Origin of the sequence: Streptomyces sp. NPDC127038, assembly GCF_042725875.1 — a bacterium.
Lineage (GTDB): Bacteria > Actinomycetota > Actinomycetes > Streptomycetales > Streptomycetaceae > Streptomyces.
This window is the reverse complement of the sequence record NZ_JBHXDQ010000001.1, coordinates 80,910-101,030: the sequence shown is the minus strand read 5'-3', so window position 1 is coordinate 101,030 and position 20,121 is coordinate 80,910. Positions and strand designations below refer to the sequence as shown.

The 20,121-nt window shown below is 72.5% G+C and carries 13 protein-coding genes and 1 pseudogene; 6 read left to right on the top strand and 8 right to left on the bottom strand.

Annotated elements, in window-relative coordinates:
* Window positions 1-315: 315 nt before the first annotated feature.
* Window positions 316-2,190 (bottom strand): ABC transporter ATP-binding protein, encoded by a 1,875-nt coding sequence (locus ACFWI4_RS00450; RefSeq protein WP_387189333.1) that lies wholly within the window; start codon window positions 2,188-2,190, stop codon window positions 316-318.
* Window positions 2,187-4,052 carry an ABC transporter transmembrane domain-containing protein gene (locus ACFWI4_RS00445; RefSeq protein WP_387189332.1) on the bottom strand — a complete coding sequence of 622 codons (1,866 nt, stop codon included), beginning with the start codon at window positions 4,050-4,052 and terminating at the stop codon, window positions 2,187-2,189. Before ACFWI4_RS00445 ends, ACFWI4_RS00450 begins: the two co-directional genes overlap by 4 nt.
* A 216-nt stretch (window positions 4,053-4,268) precedes the next feature.
* Here ACFWI4_RS00445 and ACFWI4_RS00440 point away from each other — a divergent pair, with 216 nt between their 5' ends.
* Window positions 4,269-5,018, top strand: coding sequence for a L,D-transpeptidase family protein (locus ACFWI4_RS00440; RefSeq protein WP_387189331.1), 750 nt, complete (start codon window positions 4,269-4,271; stop codon window positions 5,016-5,018).
* Here ACFWI4_RS00440 and ACFWI4_RS00435 read toward each other — a convergent pair.
* Together ACFWI4_RS00435 and ACFWI4_RS00430 are read right to left on the bottom strand one after the other, a co-directional pair.
* Entirely contained in the window at window positions 5,015-7,957 is a 2,943-nt protein-coding gene (locus ACFWI4_RS00435) for an FAD-binding and (Fe-S)-binding domain-containing protein (RefSeq protein WP_387189330.1), read from the bottom strand. The genes ACFWI4_RS00440 and ACFWI4_RS00435 overlap by 4 nt on opposite strands.
* Window positions 7,958-8,004: 47 nt before the next feature.
* Window positions 8,005-8,460, bottom strand: coding sequence for a MarR family winged helix-turn-helix transcriptional regulator (locus tag ACFWI4_RS00430; RefSeq protein WP_385395791.1), 456 nt, complete (start codon window positions 8,458-8,460; stop codon window positions 8,005-8,007).
* A 159-nt stretch (window positions 8,461-8,619) separates the two neighbouring features.
* On the opposite strand from ACFWI4_RS00430, the gene ACFWI4_RS00425 reads away from it, so the two are divergent.
* On the top strand, window positions 8,620-10,419 hold the full coding sequence (locus ACFWI4_RS00425) for an ABC transporter ATP-binding protein (RefSeq protein WP_387189329.1): 1,800 nt from the start codon (window positions 8,620-8,622) through the stop codon (window positions 10,417-10,419).
* 44 nt (window positions 10,420-10,463) lie between these two features.
* Window positions 10,464-11,300: pseudogene (gene mltG / locus ACFWI4_RS00420) on the top strand (endolytic transglycosylase MltG); the annotation flags it as partial.
* A 234-nt stretch (window positions 11,301-11,534) separates the two neighbouring features.
* Here the strand turns inward: mltG and ACFWI4_RS00415 are convergent.
* Window positions 11,535-12,608 (bottom strand): NAD(P)-binding domain-containing protein, encoded by a 1,074-nt coding sequence (locus ACFWI4_RS00415; protein WP_387189592.1) that lies wholly within the window; start codon window positions 12,606-12,608, stop codon window positions 11,535-11,537.
* A gap of 187 nt (window positions 12,609-12,795) precedes the next feature.
* Here ACFWI4_RS00415 and ACFWI4_RS00410 point away from each other — a divergent pair, with 187 nt between their 5' ends.
* A complete protein-coding gene (locus ACFWI4_RS00410) occupies window positions 12,796-13,218 on the top strand; it encodes a secondary thiamine-phosphate synthase enzyme YjbQ (RefSeq protein ID WP_387189328.1) in 423 nt (140 codons plus the stop codon).
* A gap of 12 nt (window positions 13,219-13,230) precedes the next feature.
* Here ACFWI4_RS00410 and ACFWI4_RS00405 read toward each other — a convergent pair whose 3' ends face one another.
* The 3 genes from ACFWI4_RS00405 to ACFWI4_RS00395 form a co-directional block, all read right to left on the bottom strand.
* Window positions 13,231-14,793, bottom strand: a complete 1,563-nt coding sequence (locus ACFWI4_RS00405; protein WP_387189327.1) for a multicopper oxidase family protein — start codon at window positions 14,791-14,793, stop codon at window positions 13,231-13,233.
* Window positions 14,794-15,215: 422 nt separating this feature from the next.
* Window positions 15,216-16,862: a SpoIIE family protein phosphatase gene (locus ACFWI4_RS00400; protein WP_387189590.1), complete on the bottom strand. Its 1,647-nt coding sequence runs from the start codon at window positions 16,860-16,862 to the stop codon at window positions 15,216-15,218.
* A gap of 193 nt (window positions 16,863-17,055) precedes the next feature.
* Window positions 17,056-17,736 (bottom strand): class I SAM-dependent DNA methyltransferase, encoded by a 681-nt coding sequence (locus ACFWI4_RS00395; RefSeq protein WP_387189326.1) that lies wholly within the window; start codon window positions 17,734-17,736, stop codon window positions 17,056-17,058.
* A 554-nt stretch (window positions 17,737-18,290) separates the two neighbouring features.
* Here ACFWI4_RS00395 and ACFWI4_RS00390 point away from each other — a divergent pair.
* Entirely contained in the window at window positions 18,291-19,355 is a 1,065-nt protein-coding gene (locus ACFWI4_RS00390) for an NAD(+)/NADH kinase (RefSeq protein ID WP_387189325.1), read from the top strand.
* A gap of 103 nt (window positions 19,356-19,458) precedes the next feature.
* Window positions 19,459-20,088 (top strand): dihydrofolate reductase family protein, encoded by a 630-nt coding sequence (locus ACFWI4_RS00385; RefSeq protein ID WP_385395777.1) that lies wholly within the window; start codon window positions 19,459-19,461, stop codon window positions 20,086-20,088.
* Window positions 20,089-20,121 lie beyond the last annotated feature (33 nt).

The following is a 20,121-nucleotide window of genomic DNA, read 5'->3' as shown; positions in this document are numbered from 1 at the left end:
GGGTACCTCCAGGGGGTGCGGACGGGACCGCGACCGCCGTGTTCGACGGCGGGCGCACGGGCCCGAGGACACGGGTGTCGCTCCCCGCGAACCGGTTGGTTCCCGGGAGTCCCCCGAGCGGGTGCCCACAACCAGCCTTCCACCCCCCTTCGGCACCGCGCAACGCCACAGGGGCCGACCAGCAGTGCCACCGGGCCCGGCGTCCGGCCCGCACGGTCCACGCGGGGGCGGCCGGCCGGGCACGGGACGGGCTTGCGGGCCCGCCGGGCACCAGGTCCACGCGTGGTGGCCGGTGCCCCCGGCGGGCCCGCGCGCTCACCCGTGCCAGGACCTCCACAGGGCCGCGTACGCCCCGTCCGCGGCGACCAGCTGATCGTGGCTGCCGAGCTCGCTGATGCGGCCGTTCTCGACGACCGCGATGACGTCCGCGTCATGGGCCGTGTGGAGACGGTGGGCGATGGCGACCACGGTGCGGCCGTCCAGCACGCGGGCCAGCGAGCGTTCCAGATGGCGGGCGGCCCGTGGGTCCAGGAGCGAGGTCGCCTCGTCGAGGACCAGGGTGTGAGGGTCGGCCAGGACCAGCCGGGCCAGTGCGATCTGCTGGGCCTGGGCCGGGGTGAGCGCGAACCCGCCCGAGCCGACCTCGGTGTCCAGCCCGCCCTCCAGCGCCCGTACCCAGCCGGCCGCGTCGACCGCGCCGAGAGCGGCCCACAGGCGGGCGTCGACGGAGTCGGTGGCGTCCTCGCCCCGTTCCCGCGCCGGACCGGGAGCCGAAGCCCCCTCCTGCTTCTCGTCCTGCTGCTTCTCGTGCTGCTGCCGGGAGCGGGGAACGGCGAGCAGCAGGTTGTCGCGCAGGGAACCCACGAACACGTGGTGCTCCTGGTTCACCAGGGCCACATGCGCCCGGACCTCCTCCGCGGGCATGCGGGACAGCTCGGCGCCGCCGAGCGTGATCCGGCCGTCCCGGGGCGCGTAGATGCCGGCGAGCAGCCTGCCCAGCGTGGACTTGCCCGCGCCGGACGGGCCGACCAGGGCGAGCCGGGTGCCGGGAGCGACCGCGAGGGACACCTCCCGCAGCACGTCCACGCCCTCCCGGTAGCCGAAGTGCACCCGGTCGGCGTGGACGTCGCGCCCCTCCGGGGCCACGGACGGATCGCCCGCGTCCGGCTCGATGTCCCGCACGCCGACCAGCCGGGCCAGCGAGACCTGAGCCACCTGGAGCTCGTCGTACCAGCGCAGGATCAGCCCGACCGGGTCCACCAGCATCTGGGCGATCAGGGCGCCCGTCGTCAGCTGGCCCACCCCGATCCAGCCCTGGAGAGCCAGCCACCCGCCGATCATCAGCACCGAGCAGAGCACCGTCACATGCGTGATGTTCACGACCGGGAAGAGCACCGACCGCAGCCACAGCGTGTAGCGCTCCCACGCCGTCCACTCCCGGACCCGGCGGTCCGACAGCTCGATGCGGCTCCCGCCCAGACGGTGTGCCTCGACGGTGCGGCCGGCGTCGACGGTCTCGGCGAGAACGGCGGCGACGGCGGCGTAGCCGGCCGCCTCCGAGCGGTAGGCGGCGGGAGCCCGCTTGAAGTACCAGCGGCAGCCCATCACCAGCACCGGAACGGCGACCAGGACGGCGGGAGCCAGCACCGGGGCGGTCACGGCGAGACCGGCGAGCAGGAGCGCCGCCCACACGACACCGATGGCCAGCTGGGGGACGGCCTCGCGCATCGCGTTGCCGAGCCGGTCGATGTCCGTGGTGATGCGGGACAGCAGGTCGCCCGTCCCGGCCCGTTCCAGGACACCGGGCGGCAGCCCGACGGACCGTACGAGGAAGTCCTCGCGCAGGTCGGCCAGCATCCGCTCGCCGAGCATCGCGCCCCGAAGCCGCACCTGCCGGACGAACACGGCCTGGACGAGGAGCGCGACGACGAAGAGGGCGGCGGTGGCGCCCAGATGGAGGTCGCGCGCGTGGTCCGAGACACGTTCGACGACCGAGCCCAGCAGATAGGGCCCGGCCATCGAGGCCACGACCGCCACGGTGTTGACGGCGACCAGGAGCAGGAAGGCCCTGCGGTGCCGTCGGAACAGCTCGGTGACGTAGGCGCGTACGGTCGCGGGCGCGCCGACGGGCAGGGTGTTCGCCGTCGTCGGGGCGGCCGGGTCGTACGCCGGTGGCGCCACGCCGATCATGCCTTCTCCTCGATCTCTTCCAGTACGCCGTCAAGGACGGCCTCGTCGTCCACGGTCACCTCGCCGAGCGCGGCCGCCTCCTCGCGTCCCCCGGCGGCCTCCTCCTCGGTCTCCCGGCTCACCACGGCCCGGTACCGCGGCTCGCTGCGCACCAGTTCGCGGTGCTCGCCGACCGCGACGACCGTCCCCTCGTGGACGAGGACGACCCGGTCCGCGGCGTCCAGGAGCAGCGGTGACGAGGTGAGGACCACGGTGGTGCGCCCGGCGCGCAGGGAGCGCAGCCCGTCGGCGATCCGGGCCTCGGTGTGCGAGTCGACCGCGGACGTGGGTTCGTCCAGGACCAGCACCTCGGGGTCCGTGATCAGGGACCTGGCCAGCGCGAGACGCTGGCGCTGGCCCCCGGACAGGGAGCGCCCGCGCTCGGTGACGCGCGCGTCCATCGGATCACCGGTGCCGAGCGAGCCCTGGGCGAGCGCCTCCAGCACGTCTCCGCACTGCGCGGCGGACAGGGCCGCCCCGGCGCTCACGAGCCCCGAGGCGGGCACGTCGAGCAGTTCGCTCAGGGAGCCGGACAGCAGCACCGGGTCCTTGTCCTGCACGAGGACGGCGGTGCGGGCGCACTCCAGCGGCAGCTCGTCCAGCGGCACGCCCCCGAGGACCACCGACGCGCTCCTCGGCCCCGCGTCCGGCTTCTCCTCGCCCGGTCCGGCGGCGTGGCCGCCGAGCCGCTCGGCCAGCAGGCCCGCCGCGTCCGGGTCGCCGCACACCACGGCGGTGAATCGGCCCGAGGGAGCGAGCAGGCCGGTCACCGGGTCGTACAGATCGCCGCGCGGTGCCTGCGCGGCGAGGGAACCGCCGCTGTCCATGGCCCGTTCGAGGGACAGCACGCGGGCGGCCCGCCGTGCCGACGGGCGCGAGAAGGAGTACGCCATGGCGATCTCCTCGAAATGCCGCAACGGATACGTGAGGAGCATGACGGCGCTGTACACGGTGACGAGTTCACCGACCTCGATGCGGCCGTCCCTGGCCAGCTGCACACCGCGCCAGACGACGGCGATCATCAGCAGACCGGGCAGCAGCACCTGGATTGCCGAGATCAGCGACCACATGCGCGCGCTGCGCACGGCGGCCCGGCGGACCTCCTGGGAGGCACGGCGGTAGCGGTCGAGGAAGAGCTCCTCGCCCCCGATCCCGCGCAGCACCCGCAGGCCGGCCACGGTGTCGGAGGCCAGCTCGGTGGCCCGGCCCGCCTTCTCCCGCTGGAAGTCGGCGCGGCGGGTGGCACGGGGCAGCAGCGGCAGGACGGCGACCGCCAGCACCGGTACGCCGACGGCGACGATCACCCCCAGGGCCGGCTGGTAGACGGCCAGCGCCACACAGACCACCACGACCGTCACCGCGGCCGCCGTGAAGCGGGACACGGCCTCGACGAACCAGCCGATCTTCTCGACGTCGCCGGTGGAGACCGCGACCACCTCGCCGGCCGCGACGCGTCGGGTCAGCGCGGAGCCCAGCAGAGCGGTCCTGCGGGCCAGCAGCTGCTGGACGCGCGCGGCCGCGGTGATCCAGTTGGTGACCGCGGTGCGGTGCAGCATGAGTTCGCCCAGGGCGATGCACACGCCGCACGCCACCATCAGCGCCCCCGTCAGGGCCAGCCGGGTGCCGGAGCGGTCGACGACGGACTGGACGGCGAGGCCTACGCAGAACGGCAGCGCGGACACGGCCAGGAAGTGCAGCAGGCCCCAGGCCAGGGCCTTGAGCTGTCCGCCGAGCTGATTGCGCCCGAGCCACCACAGGAATCGGGGACCTGAGCGTGCGTCGGGCACGCCCGGATCGGGATACGGAAGGTCTTGGATCTGCATGACGTCCCAGTGGCTCGTGTCAGGCGATGGAGGGTGCGGGGGATTCCGGCGGCCTGGGCGGGGGCCGGCAGCAAACCGTGAAAGGTTCGCGTCGCGGCGTGGTCGAAAGCAAACTGTTTTCCGCTCCGCCGGAAGGAACCGGCCCGGCGTCACCGCGACGGGCCGCGACGGGTGGTGAGGGCGATTCACCCGATACCTGGTGCGAGGATGGGCGGCATGCGAAAGAACGGTGCGATGCGTACGGGGCTCGTGGCCATGGTCTGCGGGGCGGTCGCGGTCACCCTCTCGGCCTGCGGCGGCCCGCAGGGCGGAGGTGGCGGCGAGGTGAAGGGCCACGCGGGAGCCCGGGGCGGGGCCGCCCGGACGAGTGCGCCCGCCGTGGACCCGACGCGGATCCCTGACGTGGGCGACCGGCTCCAGGGGAAGATCCCGTCCGACTCCCGGCAGGTCCTGGCGGTGTACGGCGAGGGCAAGGACTCCGCGGACTCCACGGCCGTGCTGTACACGAAGTCCGGCACCACCTGGGAGAAGACGCGCAGCTGGGCCGCGCACAACGGCAAGAAGGGCTGGACCACCGACCACCACGAGGGTGACAAGCGCAGTCCGGTCGGTGTGTACACGCTCAGCGACGCCGGCGGGGTGCTCGCCGATCCGGGCGCCAGGATGCCGTACACGCAGTCGGAGACGTTCCAGGCCCCGCACTACTGGGCGAAGTCGCACTGGCACGACTTCGACTACGTGATCGCCATCGACTACAACCGGCTCAAGGGCAATCCGCCGGACGATCCGACCCGGCCCTGGGGCGACGACAAGGGTGGCGGCATCTGGCTGCACATGGACCACGGCAGCGGCACGTCCGCGTGCGTGAGCCTGCCGAAGCCGGCGATGGAGTACCTCCTGCGCAACCTGGACCCGGAACAGCACCCCGTCGTGCTGATGGGAGACAAGGCGGACCTCAAGGCCTAGGTGTCCCGGGACGCCGGTGCGTCGGGGCGGGTCGCCTGTTCCAGGGCCAGGAGGGCGGAGCGGTAGGTGCGGCCCGTCGCGTGGTCCATGCCCACCTCGCACATGCGGTTGGCCGACAGATGGGCGTCGAAGTCCCGGGAGGTCACGAACTCCGCCTCCCGGCGGGTGGCCGACTCTGTGAGCTCCCTGTGGAGCATGCCCCGGTCGCCCGCGAAGGCGCAGCACCCGGCGTCGTCGGGCACCACCACCTCGTCCGCGCAGGCCTCGGCCACCGTACGCAGCTGTTCCTCGTCCCCCAAGTGCCGCATGGAGCACGTCGGATGCAGGACGGCGGAGCCCAGCGTGCGGTGCACGGTGAGGTGGGGGAGGAGCTCCTCGGCGGCCCACACCAGTGAGTCGACGACCCGCAGCCCGGCGTGCAACTCCCGGTTGTCGGCGGTCAGATACGGCACGACCTCGCGCGCGAGGCCGAGGGTGCACGACGAGGCGTCCACGACGAGGGGCAGCCGGCCGCCGGCGGTCCAGCCCCAGGCCGCCTCGACGACGCGGTTGGCCATCACGGCGTCGCCCGCCTCGTACCCCTTGGAGTGCCAGATCGTCGCGCAGCACGTTCCCCGCACGTCGTCCGGAATCCACACCGGCCTCCCGGCGCGGGCGGAGAGCGCGACGACGGCCCGCGCGAGCGACACGTCTCCGGGACCGCCGAAGACGCGGTTGACGCAGGCCGGGTAGTAGACGGCGACGGCCCCCACGCGCGCGGTGCGGGGCAGGGCGGAGGCGGCGGCCCCGGGCATCCGCGGCAGCCATTCGGGCACCAGATCGGGTCGTACGACCTTGCGGACCGCGCGTGTCACGGCGTTCACCGGCCGGTCGCCGATCCGGTCCGCGGCGGCGACGGCAAGGCGCGCGGAGACTTCGAACGCGTGGAAGTGCCGCGCGGCGAACGCGGCGGCCCTCTCCTCGCGCGGTGCGTGCCGGGCGTGCCGGAACGTCCTCATCAGGGCACCCGTGTCGATGCCGACGGGGCAGGCCAGTCCGCAGGTCGAGTCGCCCGCGCAGGTGTCCACGGCGTCGTACCCGTACGCCTCCAGGAGCCTGTCCTGGACCGGGGAGCCGTCGGGCTGGCGTGTCATCTCGCGGCGCAGCACGATCCGTTGGCGCGGGGTGGTCGTCACGTCCTGGCTGGGGCAGGTCGGTTCGCAGAAGCCGCACTCGATGCAGGGGTCGGCGATCGCCTCGACGGACGGGATCGTCTTCAGGCCCCGCAGATGCGCACGCGGATCACGGTCGAGCACGACGCGTGGCGCGAGCACGCCCTGCGGGTCGATCAGCCGTTTCGTGCGCCACATCAACTCGGTGGCCCTGGGACCCCATTCGAGTTCCAGGAAGGGGGCGATGTTGCGCCCGGTGGCGTGTTCGGCCTTCAGGGAGCCGTCGAAACGCTCGACGGTGAGCCGGCAGAACGCGTCCATGAAGGCGGCGTACCGTTCCACGTCGGCCGGTACGGACGCGTCGAAGGCCAGCAGGAAGTGCAGGTTGCCGTGGGCGGCGTGGCCCGCGACGGCCGCGTCGAAGCCGTGCCGGTCCTGGAGGTCCAGCAGCGCCTCGCAGGCCTCCGCGAGCCGCCCGGGCGGCACCGCGAAGTCCTCCGTGATGAGGGTCGTGCCGGGCGGGCGCGCTCCGCCGACCGCCGTGACGAACGCCTTGCGGGCCTTCCAGTAGCCGGCGACGGTCCGCGGGTCGCGGGTGAGGGAGTTCGTCACGGAGGGCACGGGCGACACCAGGGGGAGCCCCGCCAGCACCGACCGGGCCCGCTCCTCGCAGGCATCGAGCGCGCCCTCGTCCGGGGCGCGGAACTCCACGAGCAGCGCGGCCGTCGGGCCCGGCAGACCGGCCCAGTCCCCGGGCACGCCCTCGACGGCCACCGACGCGCGCAGGGTGTTGCCGTCCATCAGCTCGACGGCCGAGGCTCCCGCCGCGGTGAGCCGCGGCACGGCGGCGGCCGCGGCCGGCAGCGAGTCGAAGAAGAGCAGCGCGGCGGAGACCCGTCGGTCCAGCGGCAGGGTGTCGAACACGACCTCCGCGATGAATCCGAAGGTGCCCTGCGAGCCCACCATGAGCCCGCGCAGGATCTCGACGGGCGTCGAGCCGTCCAGGAAGGCGTCCAGGCGGTAGCCGTTCGTGTTCTTGATCGCGTACTTGGCCCGGATGCGGCGGACGAGTCGGGTGTCCGCCTCGATCTCCGCCTTGAGCGCCAGGAGACCGGCGCACAGGGCCGGTTCCGCGTGCGCCAGCCGCTCGTCCGCGTCCGGTTCGGCCGTGTCCACGACCGTGCCGGACGGCAGCACGAGGGTGAGCGAGGCGAGGGTGACGTACGCGTTGCGGGTGGTGCCGGCCGTCATGCCGGAGGCGTTGTTCGCGACCACGCCGCCGACCGTGCAGGCGATCGCACTGGCCGGATCGGGGCCGAGCACGCGCCCGTGCCGCACGAGGGCGGCGTTGACGCGGGCGACGGTCGTGCCCGGAGCGATCCGGACCCGAGCGCCGCCGTCGAGGACCTCGACGCCCGTCCAGTGACGGCGGACGTCGACGAGGATGTCCTCGCCCTGCGCCTGGCCGTTGAGCGAGGTGCCGGCCGCCCGGAACACCACCTCGCGGCCCCTGCCGTGGGCGTACGAGAGCACGGCCGAGACGTCGTCGAGGTCCTCGGGAACCACCACGACCCGCGGCACGAAACGGTAGGGGCTGGCGTCCGAGGCGTAGCGCACGAGGTCGGAGATCCGGGTCAGCACCTTTCCGGCGCCGAGCAGGGCGGTCAGGTCGCCGCGCAGTGGCTCGGGAGTGCCCCCGGCCCGGTCCTCGGGGACCCGGTCGGCCGCCGGGGTTCCGCGGCGCGCCCGGGGGCGCAGCTTGCCGGGATCGGGCTCCAGCAGAGGCATCGGACCACTCCTCACACGCTCGTCGAGCGGCGCGACCCGGACCGTCCTCAGCAGCGGTGCTCTGCCCTCGGCATGCCGTCGACCAAGGTGTCCAGCAGCCCGCCGAGCACCTCGCGCTGCTCGTCCGTCAATGGAGCCAGGATCTCGTCCGCGGCGCTCCTGCGCGCGGCGCGCAGCTCACGCAGTGCCTTGCGCCCCTCGTCCGTGACCTCGATGCGGATCACGCGGCGGTTGGTGGGATCGGGGACCCGGCGCACCTTGCCGCTCGCCTCCAGGCCGTCGACCAGCGTGGTCACCGCACGCGGCACCACTTCGAGGCGTTCCGCGAGATCGGCCATACGGGGCGGTGAGGCGTAGTGCGCGAGGGTGCGCAGCAGCCGTGACTGAGCGGGGGTGATGCCCAGCTCGCGCTGCTCCAGATGGCGCTTCTGGATGCGGTGCACGCGGCGTGTCAGACGCAGCAGCTGCTCGGCGAGCAGGCCGTCGGCATCGGGGGTGGTCATGCGGGAACAATATCAGGATGCCGTTCATTGTGAGTATAGGTAACAATGAGCTGGGATCCGTCAGCCGTCGGATCCCGATCGATGCCTCCGTCGTCGACGTTCCCGTCGCCGGCGGTTTCGTCGTCGATGTTCCGGTCGTCCCAGTTTCCTAGGAGTCCATTGCGTCCCGAACTCTCCACCTGGAGCCCACCACCCGCCGACAAGGACCAGCCTCGGCAGGTGCGCCGCATCCTCGGCCTGTTCCGGCCCTACCGCGGCCGCCTCGCGATCGTCGGCGTGCTGGTGGGCGCCGCGTCCCTCGTCGGCGTGGCCACCCCCTTCCTGCTGAAGGCGATCCTCGACACCGCGATCCCCGAGGGGCGTACGGGCCTGCTGACCCTGCTCGCGCTCGGCATGATCGCGAGCGCCGTCCTCAGCGGCGTCTTCGGCGTCCTCCAGACGCTGATCTCCACGACCGTCGGCCAGCGCGTGATGCACGACCTGCGCACCGCCGTGTACGGCCGTCTCCAGCGCATGTCGCTCGCGTTCTTCACCAGGACGCGCACGGGCGAGGTCCAGTCCCGCATCGCCAACGACATCGGCGGGATGCAGGCGACCGTCACCTCCACCGCCACCTCGCTGGTCTCCAACCTCACCAGCGTCGTCGCGACGATCGTCGCGATGGTGGCCCTCGACTGGCGCCTGACCGTCGTCTCCCTGCTCCTGCTGCCGGTCTTCGTGTGGATCAGTCGCCGGGTCGGCAACGAACGCAAGAAGATCACCACCCAGCGCCAGAAGCAGATGGCGGCGATGGCCGCGACCGTCACCGAGTCGCTCTCCGTCAGCGGCATCCTGCTCGGGCGCACCATGGGCCGGGCCGACTCGCTGACGAAGTCCTTCGCCGAGGAGTCCGAGGGCCTCGTCGACCTCGAGGTGAGGTCGAACATGGCGGGGCGCTGGCGCATGTCCGTCATCGGCATCGTCATGGCCGGCATGCCCGCCGTCATCTACTGGGCCGCGGGCGTGGCCCTCCAGCTCGGCGGTCCCTCGATATCGATCGGCACGCTCGTCGCGTTCGTCTCGCTCCAGCAGGGCCTGTTCCGGCCGACGGTCAGTCTGCTGTCCACCGGCGTGCAGATCCAGACCTCGCTCGCGCTGTTCCAGCGCATCTTCGAGTACCTCGACCTGCCCATCGACATCACCGAGCCCGAGAACCCCGTCCACCTGGACCAGGTCAAGGGCGAGATCCGCTTCGAGGACGTCGAGTTCCGCTACGACGACAAGGGCACCCCGATCCTCGAAGGCATCGACATCACCGTCCCCGCGGGCGGCAGCCTCGCCGTCGTCGGCCCGACCGGCTCCGGCAAGTCGACGCTCAGCTATCTGGTGCCCCGGCTGTACGACGTCACGGGCGGGCGGGTGACCCTCGACGGGGTCGACGTCCGGGACCTCGACTTCGACACCCTCGCGCGCGCGGTCGGCGTCGTCTCCCAGGAGACGTACCTCTTCCACGCCTCGGTCGCCGAGAACCTGCGCTTCGCCAAGCCGGACGCCACCGACGAGGAACTGCACGCGGCGGCGCGAGCTGCCCAGATCCACGACCACATAGCGTCGCTGCCCGACGGGTACGACACGGTGGTCGGCGAACGCGGGCACCGGTTCTCCGGCGGCGAGAAGCAGCGCCTCGCCATCGCCCGCACCATCCTGCGCGACCCGCCCGTGCTCATCCTCGACGAGGCGACCAGCGCCCTGGACACCCGCACGGAGGCTGCCGTCCAGGAGGCGATCGACTCCCTGTCGGCCAACCGCACCACGCTCACCATCGCGCACCGGCTGTCCACGATCCGCGGCGCCGACCAGATCGTCGTCCTCGACTCGGGTCACGCGGTCGAGCGGGGCACGCACGAGGAGTTGCTCGCCGCGGAGGGGCGCTATGCCGCGCTCGTCCACCGGGACGCCGAACTGGAGCCGACAAGATGACGATATGCCGGGTTTGAGGGCAATGGCGCGTTACCGTGCCCGTTATGCAGACGAACACTCCGCCACGGAGCACGATCCGACTGACGCGCCGGGGCCGAGTCGCCCTCATCGCGACCGGCGCCGTCGTGGCGGCCACCGCCGTGGCGGTGCCGCTGCTGACCATGGATGACGGCGACGGGCGGCCGACATCGCTCGTCGTCCCGGAGGGCTGGCGGTCCGGACAGGTCTACGCCGCCGTCGACAAGGCCCTCCGACTTCCCGCGGGCACCACCAAGAAGTCCTTGGCGAAGGCCCGTCTCAAGCTCCCGAACGACGCCGGGGGGAACCCCGAGGGCTATCTCTTCCCGGCGACCTATCCGATCGGCGCGAAAGCCACTCCGGAGTCCCTGCTCACGTTCATGGTCGACACCGCCGAGAAGAAGTTCAGCGGGGCGCCGATCGCGGCGGGCGCGCAGCGCAACGCGATGAACGTCTATCAGGCGGTCACCGTCGCCAGCATCGTGCAGGCCGAGGCGGCGACCGACGCGGACATGGGCAAGGTGGCCCGAGTGATCTACAACCGTCTGGAGCGCGGGATGCCGCTCCAGATGGACTCGACCATCAACTACGCGCTGAACCGCTCCACGCTGAGCACCAGCGAGGCGGACACCAGGCTCGACAGCCCCTACAACTCCTATCGGCGCATGGGCCTGCCGCCCACCCCGATCGCCAACCCGGGCGAGGCGGCGATGCGCGTGGCCGTCAACCCGCCCGCGGGCGACTGGCTGTACTTCGTCACGGTCAAGCCGGGCGACACCCGCTTCACAGCCAGCTACGCGGAACACCAGCGCAACGTGGCCGAGTTCAACCGCCTCCACCACAAGAACACGTCCCCCGCGGGCTCGCCCACGGTTCTTCCGACGGCCTCGCCCTCGGTCTCCCTGGCGGCGTCCCCCGCGGTCGCCCAGCCGGCCGCTCCCGCCTTCACGTCCGCGGCTCCCCGCACGGCCGCCCCCGTCGCGACGCCCACCGTCCCGCCCGTCGCGTCGCCCACGGTTGCGCCCGTGGCCTCGGACTCCGTACCGCCCGTGGCGACCCCCACGACCATTCCCACGAACTGACGGACGCGCGCGGCGTCACACGGCGACCGGTTCCCCGGCCGTCAACCGCCTGATGTCCCGTACGGCCGCACGGCCGGCCCGGTTCGCGCCGATCGTGCTCGCGGAGGGCCCGTAGCCGACCAGATGGATCCGCGGATCCGCGACCACGCGCGTCCCCTCGACGCGGATGCCGCCGCCCCGCTCGCGCAGCCGCAGCGGCGCCAGATGGTCGATCGCGGCCCGGAAGCCCGTCGCCCACAGGATCACGTCGGCGTCCACGCGCGTCCCGTCCTCCCACTCCACGCCGTCCGGGGTGACCCGGTCGAACATCGGCCGCCGGTCCAGCACGCCCTCGGCCAGCGCCCGCCGGATCGCGTCGTTCAGCGGCAGCCCGGTGACCGAGACGACGCTGCGCGGCGGCAGCCCCTGCCGGACCCGTTCCTCGACGAGCGCGACGGCGGCCCGCCCGAACTCCTCGCTGAACGGCCCCTCGCGGAAGACCGGAGGACGCCGGGTGACCCAGGTGGTTTCGGCGGCGAGGGGGGCGAGCTCCATCAGATGCTGGGTGCCGGAGGCGCCACCACCCACGACGATCACACGCCGTCCGGCGAACCACTCGGGGCCCGGGTACTGCGCCGTGTGCAACTGCCGCCCGCGGAAGGTCTCCTGGCCCGGATAGCGGGGCCAGAACGGGCGGTCCCAGGTGCCCGTCGCGTTGATCAGCGCCCGCGTCGACCAGTCGCCGGAGCCGGTCTCCACGAGCAGCCGTCCGCCGGTGCCCTCCCGGACGGCCCGCACGTCGACGGGCCTGTGGACCCGCAGGCCGAAGGCGTGCTCGTACCTGTCGAAGTACTCCCCGACGACCTCGGAGGACGGGCGGTCCGGATCGGCGTCCGTGAGGTCCATGCCGGGCAGGGAGTGCATGCCGTGGACCTTGCCGTACGTCAGCGACGGCCAGCGGAACTGCCAGGCGCCGCCCGGACGCGGCGCGTGGTCCAGCACCACGAAGTCCCGCTCGGGCTCGAAGCCCGTGCGCCGCAGATGGTAGGCGGCCGAGAGACCGGCCTGGCCGGCTCCCACGACGACCACATCGACCTCGCGCGCGCTCATCCCGGTGTCGTTCACGCCTCTGTGAACCCGAGCGGGTCCTTGGATCTTCCCGTCGGCACCTCAACTGTGAGCCACCCGACGGACCGGCGCGCGGCCGGTCGTCCGCCCGGGCGCCGCAGACCGTCCGCCCGTGCGTGACGTGCCGTCGCCACAGGCCGGGAACCCGCGCATGGGAGAGGATTGAGGCATGTCCGATGCCTTCACCACGCGGGTCCTGAACATCTCCTCCGGCTCGTCGGAGACCGTCGTCGACCTCACGCGCGACTGCGAGGCCTTCCTGCGCGAGGTCGCTGCGGGCCGCGACGGCCTGCTGAACGTGTTCGTGCCCCACGCCACCGCCGGGATCGCCGTCATCGAGACGGGCGCCGGCAGCGACGACGACCTGCTGGCCGCGCTGCACTCGCTGCTTCCCGCGGACGACCGCTGGCAGCACCGTCACGGCAGTCCTGGGCACGGCCGCGACCACGTCCTGCCCGCCATCGTCCCGCCGCACGCGACCCTGCCGGTGGTGGACGGGCGTCTGGAACTCGGTACCTGGCAGTCGGTGTGCCTCGTGGACACGAACCGGGACAACCCCGACCGCCAGGTCCGCTTGAGCTTCCTCGGCTGACGCGCCCGGTGCTCAGGCCCCGTACGCCAGGAGCGCCATCATCCCGGCCTCGCTGTGGTAGGCGTTGTGGCAGTGCAGCATCCACTGCCCGGGGTTGTCGGCGTCGAAGACGACGGACACCTTCGACCGGGGCAGCACGATGGTCGTGTCCTTGCGGGGACCGGAGTCGCCGAGCTGGTACGTGTGGCCGTGCAGATGCATCGGGTGCCACATGTTCGTGTTGTTGAGGAAGTCCAGCTGGACCCGCTGGCCCTCCTGGACGAGCATCGGGTTCGCGGTCGGGTCGGCCATGTCGAACCGCCTGCCGTTGATGGCCCAGTCGTACTGGCCCATGCTGCCGGTCAGTTTGACGCGGACGACCTGATCGGGATCCTTCGCCGCCAGCCGTACGCCGTCGCTCGCGCGCAGCTCGTCGGCGCTCACCGTCCGCCCGTCCAGTTCGCCGGGCCGCACCGTCGGATCCGGCAGGCCTCCCGACCCGGTCCGCACGAGGGCCATGCCGGAGACGTCCTTGCCCTCGGCCAGCGCGACGAGCGGGAAGACGCCGTCGTCGAGGGTGACCAGGACGTCGTACCGCTCGCCCATGGCGACCAGCACGGCGTCGACCTCCTCGTGGTCGACGGGGAAGCCGTCGGTGTGGGTGATCGTCAGCTTGTGGCCGCCGAGCGCCACCCGGTACGCGGTGTCGGCCCCCGCGTTGATGATCCTCAGCCGGACACGGTTCCCGGGCTTGCCCGAGTAGACGGCGGGATCGGTCGCGACCCGCCCGTTGACCAGGTGGTACGGGTAGTTCACGTCCCCCGCGTCGCGGCCCAGCAGAGGGCTGGCCGCGCCGCTCAGCCGGAACCGGGACGACGCCCGCCCGCCGGAGGACCCGGACGGCGCCGACGGACGCCGCGAGGACGCCGGTCCCGTGCTCTTCATGCCCATGCCGGCCATGTGGTGGGTGAGTTCGGCGAGGACGTCGTCGGGCGTGCCGGTCACACCGTCGAGCCAGTCGTCGAGGACGACGACCCACTCGTCGTCGTAGGACAGCGGCTCCTTGGGGTCCTCGACGATCAGCGGCGTGTACATGGCCCGGTCGACCTGGATGCCCACGTGCGGGTGGAAGAAGTACGTGCCGGGTTTGTCGGCGACGAAGCGGTACGTGAAGCTGGAACCGGCCCGGACCGGGCTCTGCGTGACCGGCGGGACTCCGTCCATGTCGCTGCGCAGCGAGATGCCGTGCCAGTGGATCGACGTCGTGGTCGAGTTGGGCAACTGGTTCGTCAGCTCCGCGGCGAGCGTGTCGCCCGCCGAGACACGGACCTCCTTGCCCGGGACCTGGGCGTTGAAGGCCCAGGACTTGGCCCGGACCCCGCCGCCCAGGTCGAGGGTGGCGGGCGCGGCGGTCACGTTCAGGTTCCGGACCCGGCCCGTTGAGCTGCGCCTCCTGTCCGCGCGGTCGACCTGGGAACCGTTGGGGCTGAGGAGTGCGGGAGCGTTCGGGGCGTCCTTGCCGCAGGCGGTGAGCAGGCCGGCGGTACCTGCCGCTCCCAGTCCGGCGAGGACGGTGCGACGGTTGATGCTGTTCACGAAGAGTCCTCTTCTCGATGCGCGACACGCGTTCCAGGACGGGGTCCCCACACGGCCGGGCGGCGTCAGAGGACGCGGCGAGCCGTGGGGAAGCGGCCTATGTGCGCGGTGAGGAGAGGAACGCCCGCTGGGGTGAGGGGCCCGGACACGGTGCGCGGGCCGGCCTCGGCAGCCGCCGCTCCCGCCGTACGGGGGAGCGCGTGACGGAGAGGTGCGGTGGCCGCGGGGCACGGTGTGACGGGCAGACCGTGAACCCGGCGGGCGGCGCCCTCGAACCGGTCCCGGGGCAACTCTCGTACCGTCATCAGGGGCGTCCGCACTTCCTGACTTCCTGCGAGCTAGGACCGCCACCATACCCTTCACGGGTATGCGAGCCCCGGAGGCGTCGATCGGGAATCGGCCGGATGCGGACCGGGCGGCCCCTACTTGGGCGGGATCTTCTGCTCGAACCAGACGACCTTGCCGCTGCTCACCCGTGTCGCACCCCAGCGCAGGGCGAGTTGATTGACCAGACACAGACCGCGGCCGCTCTCGTCGCCCGGGCCGGCCTGCCGCATCCGGGGGACCTGGGGAGAGTCGTCGGTCACCTCGCAGCGGAGCACGTCGGTGCGCAGCAGCCGCAGCGAAAGGGGCCGCGAGGCGAACCGCACGGCGTTCGTCACGATCTCGCTGATCATGAGTTCCGTCGGATCGATCAGGGAGTCGAGCCCCCAGCGGCGCAGCGCCCTGCGGGTCAGCCGGCGCGCCTGGCCCGCGGTCATCGGATGCGGCGCCAGGAACCAGTAGCCGACGCTGTCCGGCGGGAAGCCCTCGAACCGGGCGGTGAGCAGGGCGATGTCGTCGTCCCGGTTCCCCGGGCCCAGGGTGCCGAGGACGTCGTCGCAGAGCACCTCCAGCGAGGTGAGCCCGCGGGCGGTGCCCTGGAGGCGCGTGCGCAGCGCCTCGACGCCGCTCCCGATGTCCGTGTCGCGGGACTCGACGAGCCCGTCGGTGTACAGGACCAGGGTCGCCCCGGTGGGCGCGGCCATCTCGACCGACTCGAAGACGACACCCCCCACGCCGATCGGGGCGCCGGGCGGGACCCCCAGCACCTCGGCCCGGCCGTCCTCGTACAGCAGTACGGCGGGCGGATGACCGGCGTTGGCCATCAGCAGCCGGTGCGCGATCGGGTCGTAGATCGCGTAGAGGCAGGTCGCGATGTGGTCGTTGCCCAGCCGCTGGGCCTGCTCGTCGAGATGGTGCAGGACCTCGTTGGGCGGCAGGTCGAGCCCGGCGAGGGTCTGCACGATGGTGCGCAGCTGGCCCATGATCGCGGCCGAGGTCATGGAGTGACCCATGACGTCGCCGACGATCAGGGCGACGCGGTTGCCGGGAAGGGGGATCGCGTCGTACCAGTCGCCGCCGACCTGCGCGGTCTTCGAGGCGGGCAGATAGCGGCTGGCCAGCCGGACGCCGGTGGTCTCGGGCAGCGACGACGGGAGCATCGTGTGCTGGAGGGTGTCCGCCACGGCGGCCTCGTGCCCGTACATCACCGCCTTCTGGACCCCGAGCGCGGTGTGCGTGGCGAGCTGTGAGGCGACGAGCAGATCGTCGCCGCCGAAGGCGGGCCGGCCCGCGCTCCGCAGCAGGAGGACCGTGCCCATGGCGTGGTGGCTGCCGTGCAGCGGCGCGATGATCAGGCGGTGACCCGGGGGCGGTGTGCCCGGTGGTTCGGTTCCCGGCGCGAGCAGTTCGGCGACGGCCGGCGCGTTGCCCGGCGCGTCACCGAACGCCGGACGCCCGTCCCGCAGCAGTTCCGCGAGCCGGCCGCCGCCCGCCGGTTCCACGCGTTCGGCGACCTCGGGGAGCGGCGGAGCGGGGCGGGCGGTGCCGGGGTCGGTGCACAGGAGCGTGCCGGCGGGTTCCGGTGCGGGCGCGGCCCTTTCCGAGCTGTGCAGTCGCAGCACGACGGGCCCCGTCGACCGCTCGGCGCCGACCGGCAGCGGGTCGTCGAGGTGGATGAAGACCGCGTCGGCGAACGCCGGGACGGCCGCCCGGCGCAGTTCCCGGAGCGTCCCGTCCAGATCCATTCCGCGGGCGATCCGCCGCGTCGCCACGTCGAGATAGCGCAGGCGGTCGGTCTGGGGCGCACCGCCGTCCGCCACGGCGGCGGACGGCGGGAGGCCCTGTGGCGGGGCGCTGCCCTCGCGGGGGATGAGGTGCTCGGTCACGCGTTCTGTCCCGTCGGTGGGTGGCGCGGTCCGCGGCTCGGACTCCGCCTCCTCAGTCGCACCGCCGGCAGCACAGGAACACCTGCTCCTCGGGCGGTACGTCGGTCACCGCGGGGGCGTACGTGTACGAGGTCTCCTTGACGATCTCGAAACCGGCCTCCGCGATGACCTTGTGCAGGTCCTCCTTCAGATAGCCGGAGACCCGGATCGTGTTCCCGAGGAAGGGGATGGCGAAGTCGTCCACGTCGGCCTCGACCATCGACAGGACGAACAGGCCGCCGGGCACCAGCAGATGACGGACGGTCCGCAGGGCGAGGGGAATCTCCGCGCGCGGCAGCATCAGCAGGGAGAAGAAGGCGGCGACGGCGTCGAAGCGGCCGAGGTCGCGCGGACCGCCCGGGCGCAGGTCGGCGAGGTCCAGCTGGTGGAACGTGGCGCCGGGTACGTAGCCGCTCGCGAGCTCCACCATCCGGGCGGAGAGGTCGGCCCCCACGACCTCGAATCCGGCGTCCGCCAGCTGGCGCGCGGTCGGCACCCCCGTGCCGCAGCCGAGATCCAGGACCCGCGCCCCCTCGCGCAGCGATCCGATCAGCCAGTCGCCCGCGGTGACCTGGCCTTCCTTGTGCGGAAAGGCTTCGTCGTAGCGGTCGCCGATGGCGTCGAAGGCTTCGGCCTGGCCCTTGCGGTCTCGCAGGACGCTCTCGTAATCGGCCCCGTGATTGCTGTTGATCACGAAAGGAACCTTTCCTGGGGGTGGTCGAAGCAGTCCACAATGCGGACGAAAAAGGACGTGACGGGATCTCCGAGCCTTGTCGGTCGCTCAGGAGACGTCAATTCGAGACGATAGTCGTTCAGTGTTCGGCGGGATGCCCAAGTGTCCGAAATTGTTCGGCCGGCGGAACGGCTCCCGCCCGGGCCGCGCGGCTGCTGACGGCGGGCGAACTCGTCTCGAACGGAAGCGTGTTGCCTTGCCCGTGTGGTGCCGACACGGCTGGAATCCGTCCGCCGGAAACGGCCCGCGGACGCGCGGTGTGAGGGCAACTGGGAGCGGCAACAACGGAGATGGCCAAGTGAGCCTGGATCGAAGGTAGTCGGAGACGTGGATCCGGTCCGGACGCCTGCCCTCCGGGAGTCGGCTCGCGGAGGGCCGTCCGGGCGGTGGAGTGCCCCGGTCCGGCGGCTCCTCCGGACCCGCGGCGGCGGTCCGGTCCGTGCCCTCCGTACCGGAATGTCGTATTCATGGAAGGATCGAGTCGTGTCCCGGGCCCTACATGGGTGGAGGTTGCCGTGTCCGTGCACCGCGTCGGTCTGGTCGTGCACCAGGGAAGGGCGGCGGCCGACGATGTCGCCCGCGCCGTGCACCGCTGGTGCGAGGAGCGCGGGATCCGGTGCACCGAGATCGACGTCTGGGCCAAGGACCAGCGGCGTCGCGGCGGACGCGAGGAGGCGGAGGCGGCCGGCAACCCCGACCTCGTCGTGACGCTCGGCGGGGACGGCACCTTCCTGCGCGGCGCCCGGATCGCCGTCAAGAGCGGCGCGGCCGTGCTGGGCGTCGACCTCGGCAAGGTCGGGTTCCTCACCGAGGTGCCGGCCGCCGACGTCACCCGCGCGCTCCAGGAGGTCCACGAGGGGAGGGCCACCGTCGAGGAACGGATGACGCTGACCATGCGCGCCTCCCGCGCGCTGGAGGTCCCCGGGGGAATCGAGGCGGTGCTCTGCTACGGGCGGGTGCCCGCCCTGCCTCCGCCGCAGGTCAGGGCCGAGACGGGGGAGGGTGACGGCTGGGGGGTGGCCCTGGACGTCACGGCCCTGAACGATGTCGTCCTGGAGAAGCTGGCCCGCGACCACCAGGTCAGCGTCGGCGTCTACTTCGCGGGGCGCCGGCTCGCCTCCTACTCGGCGGACGCCTTCGCCGTCGCCACCCCCACCGGATCGACCGCCTACAGCTTCGCCGCAGGCGGTCCCGTGCTCTCACCGCACATGGACGCCGTCGTGTTCACCCCGATCGCCCCGCACATGACCTTCAACCGCAGCGTCGTCGCCGCGCCGGACGAATCCGTCGCCCTGCGGGTGCTGCCCCACTCGGGCGAGGCCGCCGTCAGCATCGACGGCCAGCTGCGCGGGGTCATCGGCCCCGGCGACTGGATCGGTGTCTTCCGGGCCCCGCGGCGGATGCGTCTCATCCGTCTGCGCCCCACCGACTTCTACGGCCGGCTGCGCGACCGCTTCCGGCTCACCGACGCACCTGCCACGGCGGCCGACGCCGAACCCGCCCCGTTCTTCCGCCCCGACAACCCCGTCCCCCCGGACCTCGCCGGACAGCGTCTGCCGCCTCCCTCCGCGGCCCGATGAGCACGGTGCGGGACGAGAAGATTTCGCGGAAGCTGTCGATCCGGGCGCGTCCCGTTCGACGTACGGGTGGAAGCGGGAGACCACGGACCTCAGGAGTACGGACATGCCCCGACTGCGCGCACACAACATCACCGTCTCGCTGGACGGATACGCCGCCGGCCCCGGCCAGTGCCTGGAACACCCGCTCGGCGAGGGCTTCGACGGCATGCACGAGTGGATGTTCGCCGCGATGCGCGATCTCGCCGACGGCAAGGAGGGAACCGACGTCGAGTACGTACGGCGGAGCGAGGAGAACATCGGCGCCACCATCATGGGCCGCAACATGTTCGGGCCGCTGCGCGGCCCCTGGGACGACGAGTCGTGGACGGGCTGGTGGGGGCCCAATCCCCCGTACCACAACGATGTGTTCGTGCACACGCACCACCCGCGCCCCTCGGTCGTCATGGAGGGCGGAACCACCTTCCACTTCACCGGCGACCCGGTCGGGACGGTCCTCGCCCGCGCCTTCGAGGCGGCGGGCGGCAAGGACGTCCGGCTCGGCGGCGGAGCGTCCACCGTCCAGCAGTATCTGCGCGCGGGGCTCCTCGACGAACTGCACCTGGCCCTCGTCCCGCGGCTGGTGGGGCGCGGAGAGCGCCTGTTCGACAACCTCGGGGACGGCATCGAGGGCTACCGGGTGGCCGAGCTGGTCGGCTCGCCGGCCGTGACCCACGCCCGGCTGGTCCGCCGCTGAGGATCCGCCGTCGCCCGGGCGCTCCGCTGCTGA

Coding starts and splice junctions, on each gene's coding strand:
- ACFWI4_RS00445 (WP_387189332.1), bottom strand. CDS start 4,052: ATGCAGATCCAAGACCTTCCGTATCCCGATCCGGGCGTGCCCGACGCA.
- ACFWI4_RS00435 (WP_387189330.1), bottom strand. CDS start 7,957: ATGCCTCTGCTGGAGCCCGATCCCGGCAAGCTGCGCCCCCGGGCGCGC.
- ACFWI4_RS00415 (WP_387189592.1), bottom strand. CDS start 12,608: ATGAGCGCGCGCGAGGTCGATGTGGTCGTCGTGGGAGCCGGCCAGGCC.
- ACFWI4_RS00430 (WP_385395791.1), bottom strand. CDS start 8,460: ATGACCACCCCCGATGCCGACGGCCTGCTCGCCGAGCAGCTGCTGCGT.
- ACFWI4_RS00450 (WP_387189333.1), bottom strand. CDS start 2,190: ATGATCGGCGTGGCGCCACCGGCGTACGACCCGGCCGCCCCGACGACG.
- ACFWI4_RS00385 (WP_385395777.1), top strand. CDS start 19,459: ATGCCCCGACTGCGCGCACACAACATCACCGTCTCGCTGGACGGATAC.
- ACFWI4_RS00410 (WP_387189328.1), top strand. CDS start 12,796: ATGTCCGATGCCTTCACCACGCGGGTCCTGAACATCTCCTCCGGCTCG.
- ACFWI4_RS00440 (WP_387189331.1), top strand. CDS start 4,269: ATGCGAAAGAACGGTGCGATGCGTACGGGGCTCGTGGCCATGGTCTGC.
- ACFWI4_RS00400 (WP_387189590.1), bottom strand. CDS start 16,862: ATGGATCTGGACGGGACGCTCCGGGAACTGCGCCGGGCGGCCGTCCCG.